13 protein-coding genes are annotated in these 15,247 nt (G+C 64.8%); 10 read left to right on the top strand and 3 right to left on the bottom strand.

Annotated elements, in window-relative coordinates:
- The first annotated feature begins 236 nt into the window (after positions 1 to 236).
- The 7 genes from mtrA (at position 237) to secA (ending at position 10,753) form a co-directional block, all read left to right on the top strand.
- On the top strand, positions 237 to 911 hold the full coding sequence (gene mtrA, locus ACN9M4_RS13360) for an MtrAB system response regulator MtrA (protein ID WP_074588185.1): 675 nt from the start codon (positions 237 to 239) through the stop codon (positions 909 to 911).
- Entirely contained in the window at positions 883 to 2,856 is a 1,974-nt protein-coding gene (mtrB, locus tag ACN9M4_RS13355; protein WP_426298630.1) for an MtrAB system histidine kinase MtrB, read from the top strand. Before mtrA ends, mtrB begins: the two co-directional genes overlap by 29 nt.
- Entirely contained in the window at positions 2,849 to 4,567 is a 1,719-nt protein-coding gene (locus ACN9M4_RS13350; RefSeq protein WP_426298628.1) for an LpqB family beta-propeller domain-containing protein, read from the top strand. The genes mtrB and ACN9M4_RS13350 overlap by 8 nt, the downstream gene beginning before the upstream one ends.
- 86 nt (positions 4,568 to 4,653) lie before the next feature.
- Positions 4,654 to 5,706: a ComF family protein gene (locus ACN9M4_RS13345; RefSeq protein ID WP_426298626.1), complete on the top strand. Its 1,053-nt coding sequence runs from the start codon at positions 4,654 to 4,656 to the stop codon at positions 5,704 to 5,706.
- 142 nt (positions 5,707 to 5,848) lie between these two features.
- Positions 5,849 to 6,574, top strand: coding sequence for a ribosome hibernation-promoting factor, HPF/YfiA family (gene hpf / locus ACN9M4_RS13340; protein WP_426298624.1), 726 nt, complete (start codon positions 5,849 to 5,851; stop codon positions 6,572 to 6,574).
- A gap of 32 nt (positions 6,575 to 6,606) precedes the next feature.
- Positions 6,607 to 7,845: a winged helix-turn-helix domain-containing protein gene (locus tag ACN9M4_RS13335; RefSeq protein WP_426298622.1), complete on the top strand. Its 1,239-nt coding sequence runs from the start codon at positions 6,607 to 6,609 to the stop codon at positions 7,843 to 7,845.
- 160 nt (positions 7,846 to 8,005) lie between these two features.
- Positions 8,006 to 10,753, top strand: a complete 2,748-nt coding sequence (secA, locus tag ACN9M4_RS13330) for a preprotein translocase subunit SecA (RefSeq protein ID WP_426298620.1) — start codon at positions 8,006 to 8,008, stop codon at positions 10,751 to 10,753.
- Between the two features lie 133 nt (positions 10,754 to 10,886).
- On the opposite strand, the gene ACN9M4_RS13325 is transcribed toward secA, so the two are convergent.
- On the bottom strand, positions 10,887 to 11,315 hold the full coding sequence (locus tag ACN9M4_RS13325) for an Rv3235 family protein (RefSeq protein WP_426298618.1): 429 nt from the start codon (positions 11,313 to 11,315) through the stop codon (positions 10,887 to 10,889).
- 34 nt (positions 11,316 to 11,349) lie between these two features.
- On the bottom strand, positions 11,350 to 12,180 hold the full coding sequence (locus tag ACN9M4_RS13320; protein ID WP_426298616.1) for a LysM peptidoglycan-binding domain-containing protein: 831 nt from the start codon (positions 12,178 to 12,180) through the stop codon (positions 11,350 to 11,352).
- Between the two features lie 143 nt (positions 12,181 to 12,323).
- On the opposite strand from ACN9M4_RS13320, the gene ACN9M4_RS13315 reads away from it, so the two are divergent.
- Entirely contained in the window at positions 12,324 to 12,893 is a 570-nt protein-coding gene (locus ACN9M4_RS13315; RefSeq protein WP_426298614.1) for a hypothetical protein, read from the top strand.
- A gap of 10 nt (positions 12,894 to 12,903) precedes the next feature.
- Here the strand turns inward: ACN9M4_RS13315 and ACN9M4_RS13310 are convergent, their stop codons facing one another.
- On the bottom strand, positions 12,904 to 13,125 hold the full coding sequence (locus ACN9M4_RS13310) for a helix-turn-helix domain-containing protein (protein WP_070347753.1): 222 nt from the start codon (positions 13,123 to 13,125) through the stop codon (positions 12,904 to 12,906).
- A 148-nt stretch (positions 13,126 to 13,273) separates the two neighbouring features.
- Between ACN9M4_RS13310 and ACN9M4_RS13305 the strand changes: the two genes are divergently transcribed.
- Together ACN9M4_RS13305 and ACN9M4_RS13300 are read left to right on the top strand one after the other, a co-directional pair.
- Positions 13,274 to 13,918, top strand: coding sequence for an SAF domain-containing protein (locus tag ACN9M4_RS13305; protein ID WP_426298612.1), 645 nt, complete (start codon positions 13,274 to 13,276; stop codon positions 13,916 to 13,918).
- Positions 13,915 to 15,231, top strand: a complete 1,317-nt coding sequence (locus ACN9M4_RS13300) for an AAA family ATPase (RefSeq protein ID WP_426298610.1) — start codon at positions 13,915 to 13,917, stop codon at positions 15,229 to 15,231. Before ACN9M4_RS13305 ends, ACN9M4_RS13300 begins: the two co-directional genes overlap by 4 nt.
- Positions 15,232 to 15,247: the final 16 nt, after the last annotated feature.

Genomic DNA, 15,247 nt, shown 5'->3' with positions numbered 1-15,247 from the left:
TGGTTCTGCGGCTGGCCGCCCTGCTGGGGTTGCCCCCAAGGCGGCTGGGCGCCGGGTCCCGGCTGCTCTGACACGCTTTCCTCCCCAAAAGTGCCGTGTCCGCCCAGCCTATAGTTCCGCGGACGCTGCTCATAGCCCGTAACCCGGGCCCTCGGGGCAGGCGCGGCCTCGTCCGGCGCCATGCCGTGATCGGGGGTCAACGGGACAATGGCCATTCGATGGGGGAATATATAACTATGAAGGCACGCATCCTGGTAGTTGACGACGACGAAGCACTCGCCGAAATGATCGGCATCGTGCTTCGCAACGACGGCTTCGATCCGGTTTTCTGCGCAGACGGTGGCCAGGCGCTTGACGTTTTCCGCTCCTCGAAGCCGGACCTCGTGCTCCTCGACCTCATGCTCCCCGGCTCCGACGGCATCGAGGTCTGCCGCCAGATCCGCGGTGAATCGGATGTCCCCATTGTCATGCTGACGGCCAAGTCGGACACGTCCGATGTTGTCCGCGGCCTGGAATCCGGTGCCGACGACTACGTGCCCAAGCCTTTCAAGCCCGCCGAACTCGTGGCCAGGGTCCGCGCCCGGTTGCGTCCCGGGGAGCAGAAGGCCCCCGAGACCCTCCGGATCGCCGACGTCACGATCGACGTCGCCGGCCACATGGTCACCCGCGGCGGAGAACGGATCTCGCTCACCCCGCTGGAATTCGATCTCCTGGTTGCGTTGGCGCGCAAGCCTTGGCAGGTCTTCACCCGCGAGCTCCTCCTGGAGCAGGTCTGGGGTTACCGGCACGCTGCCGACACCAGGCTCGTCAACGTCCATGTCCAGCGGCTGCGCTCCAAGATCGAGCGCGACCCCGAAGCGCCCGAAGTTGTTTTGACGGTCCGTGGTGTCGGTTACAAAGCGGGATCCTGAGTCACCTTCCGGCAAGGCCGGTTCCGGAACCACGCCGCCCGACGCGATGCCGGAGGACCGGTCCGTCCCTCCAGGACAGCAGCCGGGCAAGGAACCGGACAATCGCGGTACCGGCCGGACCCTCAACGTCCGGCGCGTGTTGCTCCTGGGCCGCATCTGGACACGCCGCGCCCTGATTCTCGAGTTGCGGGTATCACGCCTGGTGGTGACGGCCCTGCGGCATCTCCGGCCGGGGTTGCGCTACCTCTGGAAGTCCCTGCTGCGGCGCTGGCGCCGCTCCCTCGAATTCAGGACGGTCATGATGACCATCCTGCTCTCGGTGATTTCCTTCGCGGTGGTCGGTGCCTACCTGTCCAACCAGATCGCCAACAACCTGTTCCAGGAACGGCTGAGCCAGGCCGAATCGGAGAGCCGTTACTACGTCAAGCAGGTCCAGGACACCTTCGACGGTGCCCAGGTCAACGACCAGTCCAGTGTCATCACCCTCGTCTACGACACCCTCAACGCAGTGGAAGGCAACGGCTCGGTGATCCAGCGCCGCTACGTCTTCGAGGCACTCCCGGAACAAACCAAGCCGCGCAACCGCTGGGTTGAATCGCGGGCCTCCGACCAGCTGACCGTACGGGTCATCCCGCCGGAACTGCGCAAGGCCGTGCAGGAGTCGGGCAAGGAACAGTACTGGGCCTCCACCGAATTCCCGGTGGGCAACCAGGACCACCCGGGGATCGCCGTCGGGAACAAGGTCACCTTCAACGGCACCGTCTACGAGCTGTACCTGCTCTATGACCTCGAAAACGCCCAGCAGACCCTGGACCAGATCCAGAATGTGCTCTGGGCGGGCGGGGCGGCTCTGATCATCATGATCGGTGGCATCGCCTGGTACGTTACGCGGAACGTGGTCAGCCCGGTAAGCCATGCCGCCGTCGTCTCCGAAAAGCTGGCTGCGGGGCAGCTTCAGGAACGCATGGTGGTCAAGGGCGAGGACGAGGTCGCCCGCCTCGGCGCGTCCTTCAACCACATGGCGGCGAGCCTCCAGGAACAGATCACCCAGCTCGCCACGCTCTCCCAGATGCAGCAGCGTTTCGTCTCGGACGTCTCCCACGAACTCCGTACCCCGCTCACCACCGTCCGGATGGCAGCGGAGGTCCTGTTCGACGCACGTGACAACTTCGATCCCGTCAACCGGCGCTCCGCCGAACTCCTCTACAACCAGGTGGAGCGGTTCCAATCCTTGCTTTCGGACCTGCTGGAGATCTCGCGCTTCGACGCCGGCGCCGCCGTCCTGGAGGCGGAACCGCAGGATATTTTCCAGCTGATTGGACAGGTCATCGAAGGTGCTGCCCCGGTCGCTGCCGAATACGGCTCCGAGGTCCGGCTCACGTCCCGCAACAAGAGCATCATCGTCGAAATGGACTCGCGGCGGATCGACCGGATCCTCCGCAACCTGCTCCTGAACGCCGTGGAGCACGGCGAAGGCAAACCGGTGCACGTGACGGTGGCGGCGAACCACGAGGCCGTGGCCGTATCGGTCCGGGACCACGGAATCGGCATGACCCCGGCGGAGGCCGCCAGGGTGTTCGACCGCTTCTGGCGGGCCGACCCGGCGCGTGCCCGGACTACCGGCGGCAGCGGCCTGGGCCTGTCCATCGCCGCCGAAGACACCAAGCTCCACAACGGCTGGCTGCAGGCCTGGGGGCAGAAGGGCGCAGGCTCGAACTTCCGCCTCACCCTGCCGCTGAAGAAGGGCGGAACCATCGTGAAGTCGCCGCTGCACCTTGAGCCGCATGATCTCAGGCTCCCGGGTACCGCCCCGGACCGCCAGGTGCTGGTTGTTGACACGCAGGAGAAGTCCCTGCCGCGCCCTGCCGCGGCGCAGCCGTCGGACCCCTCCAGCCAGGCCGACGACGGCGGTGCCCCCGGCGCGGGGGAGGCCGGCCGTGCGTAGGGGTCTCCGCCGCATCCCGGTGCTGTTGCTCGCCGTCCTGGCGGCCGTCGCGCTCGTGCTCAGTTCCTGTGCCCAGATTCCGCGCTCCGGACCGGTCGGAAAGAGCAAGGAGGAAAGCGCCGGCAACCTGAACGTGCCTGACTTCTTCCCGCCGCCGCCGCAACCCGGGGCCGGTCCGGAAACCGTCATCGAGGACTTCTACGGCGCCGGCAGCGGGTACGCGGACGATTACGCGGTCGCCCGGCAGTACCTGACCCAGTCCCTTTCGGTCAGTTGGAAATCGGACAAGCGCACCCTCGTGTACCGCAAGGCGCAAGTGGTCCGCACCGCCGTCGAGAACGAATACCGGTACGAACTGGACCTCGCGTACGCCGTTGACGCCGACGGCATTACCACGCACTATCCGGAAGGCACCCTGGAAAGCATTCCGGTGACTGTCGAACAGGTCGACGGCGAATGGCGGATCTCCCAGGTGCCGGACGGTACCGCGATCCCGGAACAGACTTTCCGGGTGATCTACGGCGCGTATCCGATCTACTTCTACGACCCCGGATTCAACTATGCGGTGCCGGACTTCAGGTGGTTCATCAAGAAGAAGACCGTCAAGGCCATGACAAGCGCCCTGCTCGCCGGGCCGGCACCGTACCTGCGTGGAGCCGTCGTCAGCGCCTTCCCTTCGGGGATCCGCCTGGTGCGCGAGTCCGTGCCGGTCGTTTCCGGAGCGGCCCAGGTGGATCTTTCTGCGAAGGAGCTGGTGGAGGCCTCCGCGGAAGACCGGCAACGCATGCAGAACCAGCTCCTGCTGACTTTCCGCACCCAGCCGGATGTGATCAGCGTCCAGCTTCGTGCGGACCAGGACCTGGTCCGCGTGGAGGATACCGGTGCCGTGCTTCCACCGGTTCTGGAGAAGAGCGTGCCTTCGCGTCAGATCGTGGTGAGCAACGGAGAACTGGCCCGTTACGAAAACAACCGCCTGGCACCGCTGCCGGACCTGCAGCAGGTTGCCGGGCTGGGACCACAAGCACCCGCTGAATCGCCGGCGTCGAAGGCCGTGGCGTTCCTCAACGGCTCCGGCGCTACCCTGTACTCGATGTTGCCGGGCCAGGATCCCCGTCCGCTGACCACCCGCAGTACTTTGACCCGGCCGTCCTTCAGTCTTCAGGACTGGGTCTGGACGGCGGGCCCGGGAGCAAACGGCGGCACGCAGGTCGTGGCCTTCAAACCCTCCGCCGTGTCCAAGGGCGGAGCGGTACCCGCCGTTTCCCTCGCACCGCGATGGCTCGCCGGACGTTCCGTGAAGGAATTCCGCGTATCACGGGAGGGCACCCGCGCCCTGGTCATCTCGGAGCTGCGCGGCAGGACATCCGTCCAGGTCACCGGCATCATCCGCAACCCGGATGGCTCGCCCAAGGACCTTACCGCCCCGGCTACGCTCGAAGCCACCAACGGGGTGGACCACGGGGTCTGGGTCAATTCCGCAACCGTCGTGGTCATGAAGGAATCGCTATCGGGCAACGTCGTTCCCGAACTGATTTCCCTGTCCACCGGGCAGCCGCAGCAGCTTCCGGCCTGGCCAGGGCTGACCGGACTGAGCGCCGGCAACGGAGGGGACGAAATCTACGGTCAGTCCGCGGCGGGCCTCTTCCAAAGGGTCGGAAACGGCTGGGAACTCCAACTCAAAGGGCCGGTCGACCCCGCCTTCCCCGGCTAGCCACAGTGCGCTTCCACATACTGGTTCTTTCCACATAGCGGCGTCGGCGGCTGGCGCCGCGGGTGCCCGGGCCCGAGGCTGTGTGCATGGACAAACGTGCGCCCGGCCGGGCTGCCGTGGTTGCGGCTGAAGGATTCAAGTACGACGCCGGTACACCCGGCATACGCGATCCCGACCTTTTCGCCGTGGCGGACCCTGCCGCCCGTCACCGGGGCTCGCATGCGCGGCCGTCGCTGCTCCTGCTTGAAGCCTTTGCCTTGGCGTGGGGTGAACTGCTGGCGCTTGTCGCGCCGGTGGAATGCGTCTGTTGCGGGCATGAGGATGTCCAGGTCTGCGGTGCCTGTGCCCGCCGGATCCGCAAGCTGTGCTCCCGGCCGTTCCGGGCCGAGTCCCAGGCACCGGCGCTTCTCTCAGTGGACGGCGGGGTCCTGGTGCCGGTGGTCGCGGTCGGGTCCTACAGGGAAGAACTCGCCCAGGCTGTCCTGTCCTTCAAGAAATTCGGCCAGCGCAACCTTGCCTTGTTGCTGGGGCGGATGCTGGAACGTGGCTTGTGCGCGGCAGTGGGGGAAAACCGGCACGTCTGCCTGGTTCCTGTTCCCAGCAGCGCCGGCGCTTTCCGCCGTCGTGGGTTCAGCCCAGTCCACCTGCTGCTCCGCCGGGCCCGTTCCCGGGAAGGAACCGGGTGGGTGGTGCGAGACGTCCTGCGCAAGCGGCGGAGCGGCCTTCCCGCTTGGGCCGGTTCTCTCCGGACCGGCCATGCCATGCCGCTGCCGGAACTCCTGGCCGCTGCCGGCGCAGGCCTGGCGGGCCGTTCGAGTTCCGGGCGTCCGGGAAGCACCGGGCAAAAGGGGCTGGACAGGGGTGGCCGGGCCCGCCGTGTCAGGGGATCCATGGCCGTGCGGCGGGCGCTGGAGAAGTCGGTGTCCGGCAAGCTCTGCGTCGTCGTCGACGATGTCCTGACCACTGGAGCAACCATCGCGGAGGCCGCAAGGGCCGTTGAAGCGGCGGGTGGGTTGGTCTGCGGCGCTGTCGTCCTTGCGGCGACACGCGCTCCGGGTGGCAGGAGTTCCGACGTAGAGGCGGCGGCAGACCGTTCCCGTGACTCAAAACAAATTAAAAGCTCCGAAGGGGTGAATTAGCGGTAACGATGAACTAACGTCGGAGATGGGTACCAAGAACAGATGTACCTGTCGATAGCGGCTCGGAAAGGGGCTCGACTGTCCGTCAGAAAAGCCCCCAAAAGTGCCGTTGTCGTGTCACCTGAGTTATTTGGAGGGCACCATGGAGTTCATGATCAGCGGCCGGAATCTGACCGTTTCGGATCGCTTCCGCGAATACGCGGGCGAGAAGATTTCCAAGATTGAATCGCTCGGGGACAAGGTCCAGAGGGTCGACGCCAAGGTTTCCAAGGAAAGTAATCCGCGTCAGAACCCGGGCCAGCTCACAGTGGAAGTGACAGTCATGGGCAGGGGTCCGGTCATCCGGGCAGAAGCCAGTGCCGCTGACAAATTCGCAGCCTTCGACCTCGCGTACAGCAAGCTGCTCGAACGACTGCGCAGGGCCAAGGACAGGAAGAAGGTCCACCACGGGCGGCACACACCAAAGGCGGTGCGTGAAGCGACGGCTAGCCTCGAACCTGTCAGCACGAAGGAGCCCATCTACGCTGCGGCAAGCAACCACGAGGAACCGGCTGTCCCGGGGGCAGAAGCTTCGCCGTACGATATCGACAACGACATCCCAGCCGGTGATTCTCCGGTGCTGATCCGCCGGAAGGTCTTCCCCGCAGCATCCCTCACCATCGATGATGCCGTGGACAACATGGAACTAGTGGGTCACAACTTCTACCTATTCGTAGACAAGGAGACCAACACGCCATCGGTGGTCTACCGCCGTCGAGGCTGGACTTATGGCGTCATCACCCTGGACTCGAACTGCGAGCCCGGAAATGAAGCGGTGGAGGAGAAGATCCACGCTTACCGCTCCGATGACCATGCAGCAACGGCCTAGGCTGCCGCGTCTCCCATGACGAAAGGACTGGCATGGCCGCTTCGCTGAGCCTTCAGCAGGCACGGCGGATCGCATTGGCAGCCCAGGGCTTGGACAAGGTCCGGCCCACCGGTCCCGTAACATCACGGGCGGTGGGCCGGACCTTTGCCCGCCTGCAGCTTGTGCAGATCGACTCGGTCAACGTTCTCTCCCGCAGCCACTACCTGCCGTTCTTTTCGCGCTTGGGGGACTACGACCGCAGGATCCTCGACTCCCTCGCGGCCCGGAGCCCGCGCCGCATGATGGAGTACTGGGCCCACGAGGCAAGCTTCATCCGGCCCGAGCACTTTGCGGATCTTCTCCTGTGGCAGCGGCGCGGCTGGGTGGGCGCGGGGCACCTCGACCGCGCTTTGCGGGAGGACATGGCGGCGCGGATCCTGGAAGCCCTAGCAGAAAGCCGCCCCATGACGGCGGCTCAGCTCACCGCACGGCTCGACCACCAGGAGGACCGCCGGAACGAGCAATGGGGCTGGAACTGGAACCTCGTCAAGCAGGTCCTCGAGCATTTGTTCGAAGAGGGCCAGGTCAGCGCGGCATCCCGGACCGAACAATTCGAACGCCGTTACACCCTGACCTCCCGGGTTCTTCCGGCGGCAGTGCAGGCTCCGGACTCGAACCACAGGCATGCGGATGATGGCGGCGCCGGCCGGGAGGCTGCCATGGAGCGCCTGATCGATGCGGCCGCGCGGGCCCACGGAATCGGGACGGTCCGGTGCTTCGCCGACTACTTCCGGACTCCGATCAAGGCGGCGACCCAGGCGGTCGGCAAGCTCGTCGAGGAGGGCCGCCTGAAACCGGTGACTGTCCGGGGCTGGGACCGGGAACTGTACCGCCACGCGGAGGCAAAGAGTCCGCGGAACGTGACGGGCCGGGCGCTCCTGAGCCCCTTCGATTCACTGGTCTTCGAGCGGCGGCGGCTGCACGAACTCTTCGGTTTCCACTACCGCCTCGAGATTTACACCCCTGCCACGAAGCGGAAATTCGGATACTACGTCCTGCCCTTCCTCTTGCGGGACAGCGTCGTGGCGAGGGTGGACTTGAAGGCCGATCGCACGGGCCGTTTGCTGCTCGTCCGTTCTGCCCATGCGGAAGCCGACGCGCCGGCGGACACAGCGGACGAACTTGCTGCCGAACTACGGCTCATGGCCCGCTGGCTGGAACTGGACGACGTCGTCGTGTCACCCGAAGGCGATCTCGCCGCCAGGCTGGCGAACGCTCTGAGCCGGTCATAGCGGAAGCGTCACTGGCTTGCGTCCCGCATATTGGTCCGGCCCCCCGGACGGTCCGCTGCGCCGCTCTCTGCTCTCAGGGGAACAACACCGCTTGGTGTTGTACGCTCCCGTAGACTGAAACCGCCAGAATTCGGCAGCTTGAGACTGGGAGCAACTTCACGTGGCATCACTTATCGAAAAACTTCTCCGCACGGGTGACAAGAAGACCCTGAAACAGCTGCGGAGCTATGCCGATTCCATCAATGCCCTTGAAGAATCCTTCAAGACTTTCACCGACGCGGAACTCCGCGAGGAGACAGACGTACTGCGCGCCCGTTACCAGGATGGCGAACTCCTGGATGCCTTGCTTCCCGAAGCGTTCGCGGCGGTACGTGAAGCTTCGTCCCGTACCCTGGGCATGCGCCACTTCGATGTCCAGCTCATGGGCGGCGCAGCCCTTCACCTTGGGAACATCGCGGAGATGAAGACCGGTGAAGGCAAGACCCTCGTGGCCACTGCCCCGGCCTACCTCAACGCCCTGACCGGAAAAGGCGTGCACGTCGTCACAGTCAACGACTACCTCGCCGAATACCAGTCAGAGCTCATGGGCCGTGTCTACCGCTTCCTGGGCCTGAGCAGCGGCTGCATCCTGTCCAATCAGGATCCTTCGGTGCGCCGCGTGCAGTACGCCGCGGACATCACCTACGGTACGAACAATGAATTCGGCTTCGACTATTTGCGCGACAACATGGCGTGGGACAAGTCCGAGCTGGTCCAGCGTGGACACCACTTCGCCATCGTTGACGAAGTCGACTCGATCCTCATCGACGAAGCGAGGACACCGCTTATCATCTCGGGTCCCGCCCAAGGGGACACCAACCGGTGGTACAGCGAGTTCGCAAAGGTGGTTCAGCGCCTGAAGGCGGAAACCGACTACGAGGTCGACGAAAAGAAGCGCACCGTCGGTGTGCTCGAAGCCGGCATCGAGAAGGTAGAGGACTACCTCGGGATCCAGAACCTCTACGAATCGGCCAACACGCCGCTTATCGGGTTCCTGAACAACGCCATCAAGGCCAAGGAACTGTTCAAGCGGGACAAGGATTACGTCATCCTCGACGGCGAGGTGCTCATCGTCGACGAACACACCGGGCGCATCCTGGCGGGGCGCCGCTACAACGAGGGCATGCACCAGGCCATCGAGGCGAAGGAAAACGTCGAGATCAAGGCGGAGAACCAGACGCTCGCCACGGTCACCCTGCAGAACTACTTCCGCATGTACGAGAAGCTTTCGGGCATGACAGGCACGGCCGAAACCGAGGCCGCCGAGTTCATGAGCACGTACAAGCTAGGCGTGGTTCCCATCCCCACCAACCGCCCCATGCAGCGGCTCGACCAGTCGGACTTGGTCTACAAGAACGAGATCGTGAAGTTCGAAGCCGTCGTCAAGGACATCGCCGAACGCCATGAGATCGGACAGCCCGTGCTCGTCGGCACCACCAGTGTGGAAAAGAGCGAATACCTTTCGCGGCTGCTTGCCAAGGAGGGCATCCGGCACGAAGTCCTCAACGCCAAGAACCATGCCCGCGAGGCAGCCATTGTCGCCCAGGCCGGCCGCAAGGGTGCCGTGACCGTGGCTACCAACATGGCCGGCCGTGGTACGGACATCATGCTCGGCGGCAACGCAGAATTCACCGCGATCGCGGAACTGGCCAAGCGTGGCCTGGACCCCGAGGAGAACTCCGAAGAATACGAGGCCGCCTGGCCCGGGGCGCTGGAGGCTGCGAAGAAGGCCGTCAAGGACGAGCACGAGGAAGTACTGGGCCTGGGTGGACTGTATGTGCTGGGAACTGAGCGCCACGAATCCCGCCGCATCGACAACCAGCTCCGCGGCCGCTCGGGCCGCCAGGGTGACCCGGGGGAGTCCCGCTTCTACCTGTCGCTGACCGACGACCTGATGCGGCTCTTCAACTCCGGCGCAGCCGAGAGGCTGATGAACAGCTCGGTGCCCGACGACGTCGCCCTGGAGTCCAAGCTGGTATCCCGGGCGATCGCTTCCGCCCAGGGCCAGGTGGAAGGCCGCAACGCCGAGCAGCGCAAGAACGTGCTGAAGTACGACGACGTCCTGAACCGCCAGCGCGAAGCAATCTATGGCGACCGCCGCAGGATCCTTGAGGGCGATGACCTCCACGAGAAGGTCCAGTTCTTCCTCGAAGACACCATTAACGCCTTCATCGACGCGGCTACCGCCGAGGGCAGTGGGGACGACTGGGATTACAACCAGTTGTGGACCAACCTGAAGACCCTGTACCCGGTGACGGTTTCCGCGCAGGACATCATCGAAGAGGCCGGCGGCAAGTCCCGGGTCACCGTCGATTTCCTGAAGAACGAGATCCTTTCGGACGCCCAACTTGTCTACAAGGAGCGTGAGGAAGCCATTGGTTCTGAAAGCATGCGCGAGCTGGAACGCAGGGTGGTCCTGTCCGTGCTCGGACGCAAGTGGCAGGAACACCTTTACGAGATGGACTACCTCAAGGAAGGCATTGGCCTGCGGGCCATGGCCCAGCGCGATCCACTTGTCGAATACCAGCGTGAAGGCTTCACTCTTTTCCAGAGCATGATGGAGGCCATCAGGGAAGAAAGCATCGGGTTCCTGTACAACCTGGAAGTCGAAGTCACGCCCGCGGAAGATGTGGTAGTGGCCGACGACAGCGTGGAAGGAGCCCACACGGAGCACCACGATCCGCAGATCCGTGCGGCGGGTCTGCAGGCGCCCGAGCGCCCGGCCCAGCTGCAGTACACGGCCCCCGGTGAAGACGGAGCGAGCCAGACCCGGGTCGAGGGGCGGTCCGGAGGCGGCCGATCAGGCAAGCCGGCCAAGGCAGCTGCGGAGGACAAGGCAAAGAAAGCGCCTCGAAAGAAGCGTCGCTGATCGCTTGGGGTAGCCAGCCCCAGCAGGAAATACATGAGGACCGGAACGTCGTTCCGGTCCTCATGTATTTCCTGCTGTTCCCATCCAGGGCCTGCCTCCTCAGCTGGGCACGTTGCGCGTGCCGGGGCCGGGCTTAGCCGATCTCGAGGGCTGTCACTTTCCAGGCCTCGTTGCTCAGTTCGAGGCGCATGGCCACGGCACGGGATCGCAGCTCCTCGTTTACCACCATCGCGGCTTCGTAGACGGACTCGGTAACCGCGCAAATGTGCACCGAGCGGACCTGGGGATTGCGGTGGTGCCGGGAGTGGCCGTTGCCGGTCCGCAAGGCGTGCGCCCGGGTGAGGGCTGCCCGGTGTTGCAGGGACGTCAGGGACTTCGGGTCCAGGGAGCGTGAAAGCTGCTGGACAGGACGGGTGCCGGCAAGCACTTCAATGGCCGCCTGTGCGATTCGCCGTGCGTGCATCCTGACTTCGTGTTCCGTGCCGGACGGCCCGGTGGCACCGGGCCCGGATGGGCTGACGCGGGTGGTGGGAATCGGTAGGATTGCGGTTGCTGCGCTCATGATGTGGATCCTGACTGTAGGAATCGGACGGTTCTCAGTTCTTCGGTGGTGCTTGGAGGATTTGGCCGGGAACGATGAGCCCTGGGTCATCCCCGATGGCCTCCTTGTTGGCCGCGTACCACTTCGGCCAGTGGCGGGCGATCTCGACGTCGCTGGCCATTGGTCCCAGGTCCCTGGCAGCGATCGACCAGAGCGAGTCGCCGCGCAGCACCACGACCTCCTTGGCGGAAGGGCTGTCCGCCTGCTGTGCGGCGCGGGTGATCCTGGGGCCCACCAGCCCGGGCTCGGCGACAGGTGGCCTGGGCTGCCACTGCGGTTCTACGATGTCGACGGCGGAGCCTCGCCCTGGCGAGGTGTTTCGTATCTCGGCCACCGAGCCGGGCTCGGCCGTGCTTGGCTTCCGGACCGCAGCGGCATCCGTCGTGTGCGAAAGCGGCGTCCAAGCCGCGGGAATAATGGTGGACCCGCTGGGAGGAGTCCACGCTGCCTCCACCAGGCTTGGTGATGCCTGGGCTAGGGGCGCACCAAGCAGGTTCAGTCCGAGGACGGCCATGGCGAGCCGCCGCATGAACAAGGGGCTGAACCGCCCGGCTACCGTCGCTCCCGTGGTACGCCCGGCTTTCTGGCATATCGCCGAGGCGAAGGCCAAAAGCAGCGAGAGCAGCCACCAGACGACGATCAACATCCCCACGCCGGTGGCGGCGAACCCGATGATGTCCCCAAACATCAGCCCTTGATTGTGCGTCGACGCGATCTTCCAGCGTTCAAGGAGGAGGCAGCCGAGACCCAGGAGCAGGAACCCCAGCAACAGGATGACCACAGCCATCGCTGCGTCGTGCCTAAGGGGCCTTTCAGTCTCATTCATGGGAGTCTCCTCATGTTTGATGCTGTTTGATGTTATTTGATGTGCGTTGAGTAATTTTGAGCGTATCAATGTGATTTTGTCTAGTCGGGCAGGAACTTTCCTGCAAAATTGACCGGGCCGTGAGGGCCGCCTACGCTGGCGGCATGCGATGGGACGCTCTCTTTCAGGACATGGAGGCGCAGCTTGCCGCCGACCAGAAGCTGGCGCTTGAATCCGAGATCTCGGAGCGCGCCCGTGTGGAAATGGCCGGTATCGCCTTGGCTGACCGCCTTCGAGGTACGCTCGGCCGGGAGCTTTCTGTCCTGTTGTCCTCGGGAATGCGGGTTTCAGGGGTTCTGGCGCATGTTGGCAGCGAATGGATTGTCCTGAGCGAGGCGGCACAACAGTGGCTGGTGCCGTATTCTGCGGCGGCCAGCTATCAAGGGACGGGCCGCCAGGTCCTTCAGGATCCCGGCGTGCGGGCGCGGTTGGGTCTCGCGAGTGCGCTGAGGGGCTTGGCCCGGGACCGGGCGGAAGTCACCGTGCACCTGGTGATGGGCATGCTCCAGGAAACTGCGCTGTTCGGGGTGATTGACCGCGTTGGGAAGGACCATTTCGACCTGGCGGCCACCGGTTCGGGGGAAGCCAGACGGCAGGGCAATGTCAGCTCCGTCGTTACGGTGCCGTTTGCATCGCTTGCCGCCCTGCGCTCCCTGCGGGGCCAGGAGTTCTAGGCGGTTTCCTTCAGGAGTGGGAGGACTTCGCTTTGGCCTCTTCGATCATGCGGCTGGCTTCCGCGTAGCGTTCCTGGATGTACTGCTCCAGCATCGTCTCTTCGACCCGCCACTGACCTCGGCCGCCGACTTGGATGGCCTTCAGCTCGCCGCTCCGGACCAGGGCATAGGCCTGCGGCGAGTTGATCTGCAACTGTTCGGCGACGTCTGCCAAGGTAAGGAATCGGGGCATGACTCCATTTTGCCACTTCCTGGCATGTTTGATCCGGTTATCCACAATTTGGTGCGTTTTGGATGTCTTGACTTTGGAACCCGGGAAAGTGCCGTCAGAATGAAGGCGACTTCCGGCCCGGCCGCCCAGAGAACCAGGGGGATTCACCATGAGTGCGAACACAACGGCTGCGGCAGCGCGGCTCAGGAAACCTTCATGGAAGGATCCCCGGCTCCTGGTAGGAGTCCTGCTTGTGCTTGCCTCCGTCGCAGGCGTCATCGCCTTGGTGGGGGCTGCGGACCGCACTGTCCAGGTGTACGTGGCCAGGGAAGGCATCGCCGTCGGGCAGAAGCTGAGCAGGGATGACGTCTCGATCGCGAAGGTCCGGCTTGATGACGTCGAAGCGGGCTATGTCACCGTTGAATCCGGCCTCCCTGAGGGAAAGGTTGCGATCCAGCGCATCGCCAGGAACCAGCTCCTGCCCAAGGAGAGCCTGGGCGATGCCGATGCCCTGGACCGGAAGCCGGTAGCCGTCACTGTCGAAGACTCCCTCCCGGAGCAGGCCGTTCCCGGTTCCAGGGTGGACGTTTGGGTGTCGCTGCCCGACGCCAAGAACGGCTTCGCCGAACCGCGCTTGCTGTTGCCCGGTGCGGAAATCGCCCAGGTTACCGAAGGGTCATCCGCCCTCGGGGCATCCAAGCAAACGGTCGTGCTGGTCCTCGTCACTGACGAACAGATGCCGAAACTGCTCGGCGCCCAGGCGAACAAGGCAAAGGTCGCCGTGGTCTGGAACCCGGCAGGGACGGCGAAATGAGCATCCCGGTCGTCACCGTCGGACAGTCGCAGGACGATCTCGTCGGCGGGCTCGAAAGACTCCACGGCCCGGTGACGGTGGTCCGGCGCTGCGACGAGCTGGCCGAGCTGCTTGCCGCCTGCCAGAGCGGCCTGGCGCGGGCGGCCGTCGTCGCGGAAGGCACCGGGGACCTTACGGCCTCCCTGGTAGACCGGCTTTCCGCGGTGGGTGTCGCCGTTGTCGGACTCACTGCAGACCCCGAGGAGGCGGCGCGGTTGCGCGCCATCGGGGTGCTCACGGCGCTTCCCGACGTCGACGCGGCAGGTCTGGCCTCGAAGATTTCCGACGCGGTCCACCAGTTGACGGGGCGCGGGCCGAGGCATCCGGAGCCGCGGGACTCCGGTCTTGCCGACCCGGCGGCAGGGTTGCGCCCTGCCGCTCCCGTCGTCACGGAGGAGACTCCAGCGCCAAGCGGCACAGGCGAGATCATCGCAGTCTGGGGCCCTGCCGGGGCTCCGGGCCGGACCCTTCTGGCGGCGAACATCGCCGCTGAGCTCGCGGCCGAAGGCAAGTCCGTCCTGCTCATCGACGCCGACAGCTATGGCGCCAGCATCGCTGCGACCCTGGGCTTGCTCGACGAGTCGGCGGGACTTGCCCAGGCATGCCGGCTCGCGGACCAGGGGCTCTTGGACACGGAATCCCTGAAAAAGGTTGCGGCTTCCGTGTTCACGAAGTCCGGTGAGTTCCGGGTCCTGACCGGAATAACAAGGGCCGACCGCTGGACAGAACTCCGTGCAGCCGCTCTTTCGACTGTCTTCGAGCAGTCCAGGAAGGTGGCCGACGTCATCGTGATCGATGCCGGATTCTGCCTTGAAGCGGACGAGGAGCTGAGCTTCGATACCATGGCGCCGCGGCGGAATGCCGCCACGCTCCGAAGCCTGGAAGTCGCTGACACCGTGTTCGCTGTCGGCTCGGCAGATGCCATCGGGATCCCCAGGCTTGTGCGGGGCCTGGCCGAACTCGAGGAGGCCGTTCCCCAGTCTGCTCCGCGGATCATCCTCAACAAGGTCCGTGCCTCTGCGGCTGGGCGCTCTCCGGAACGCCAATTGCGTGAGGCCTGGGAACGTTATGCGCCGGGCAGCGGGATCGAGGCCCTCCTTCCCTCGGAACCGGAGAGCTGCGATGCGGCGCTGCTGTCAGGTTCGGTTCTCTTCGAAGTGGCCGCGGAATCTCCGCTACGTCACGCAATCGCCGAATTGGTTTGTGCGCCTGTCCAGGGAAACTCAAGATCCTCTGTACGCTCTTCCAGAGCAAGGCGACTGCTTAAGCGTTAGGCTCGCCATGTGGGCT

It is taken from the genome of Arthrobacter sp. R-11, assembly GCF_049913155.1.
Classification (GTDB): domain Bacteria; phylum Actinomycetota; class Actinomycetes; order Actinomycetales; family Micrococcaceae; genus Arthrobacter.
This window is presented reverse-complemented; position numbering and strand designations above follow the sequence as displayed.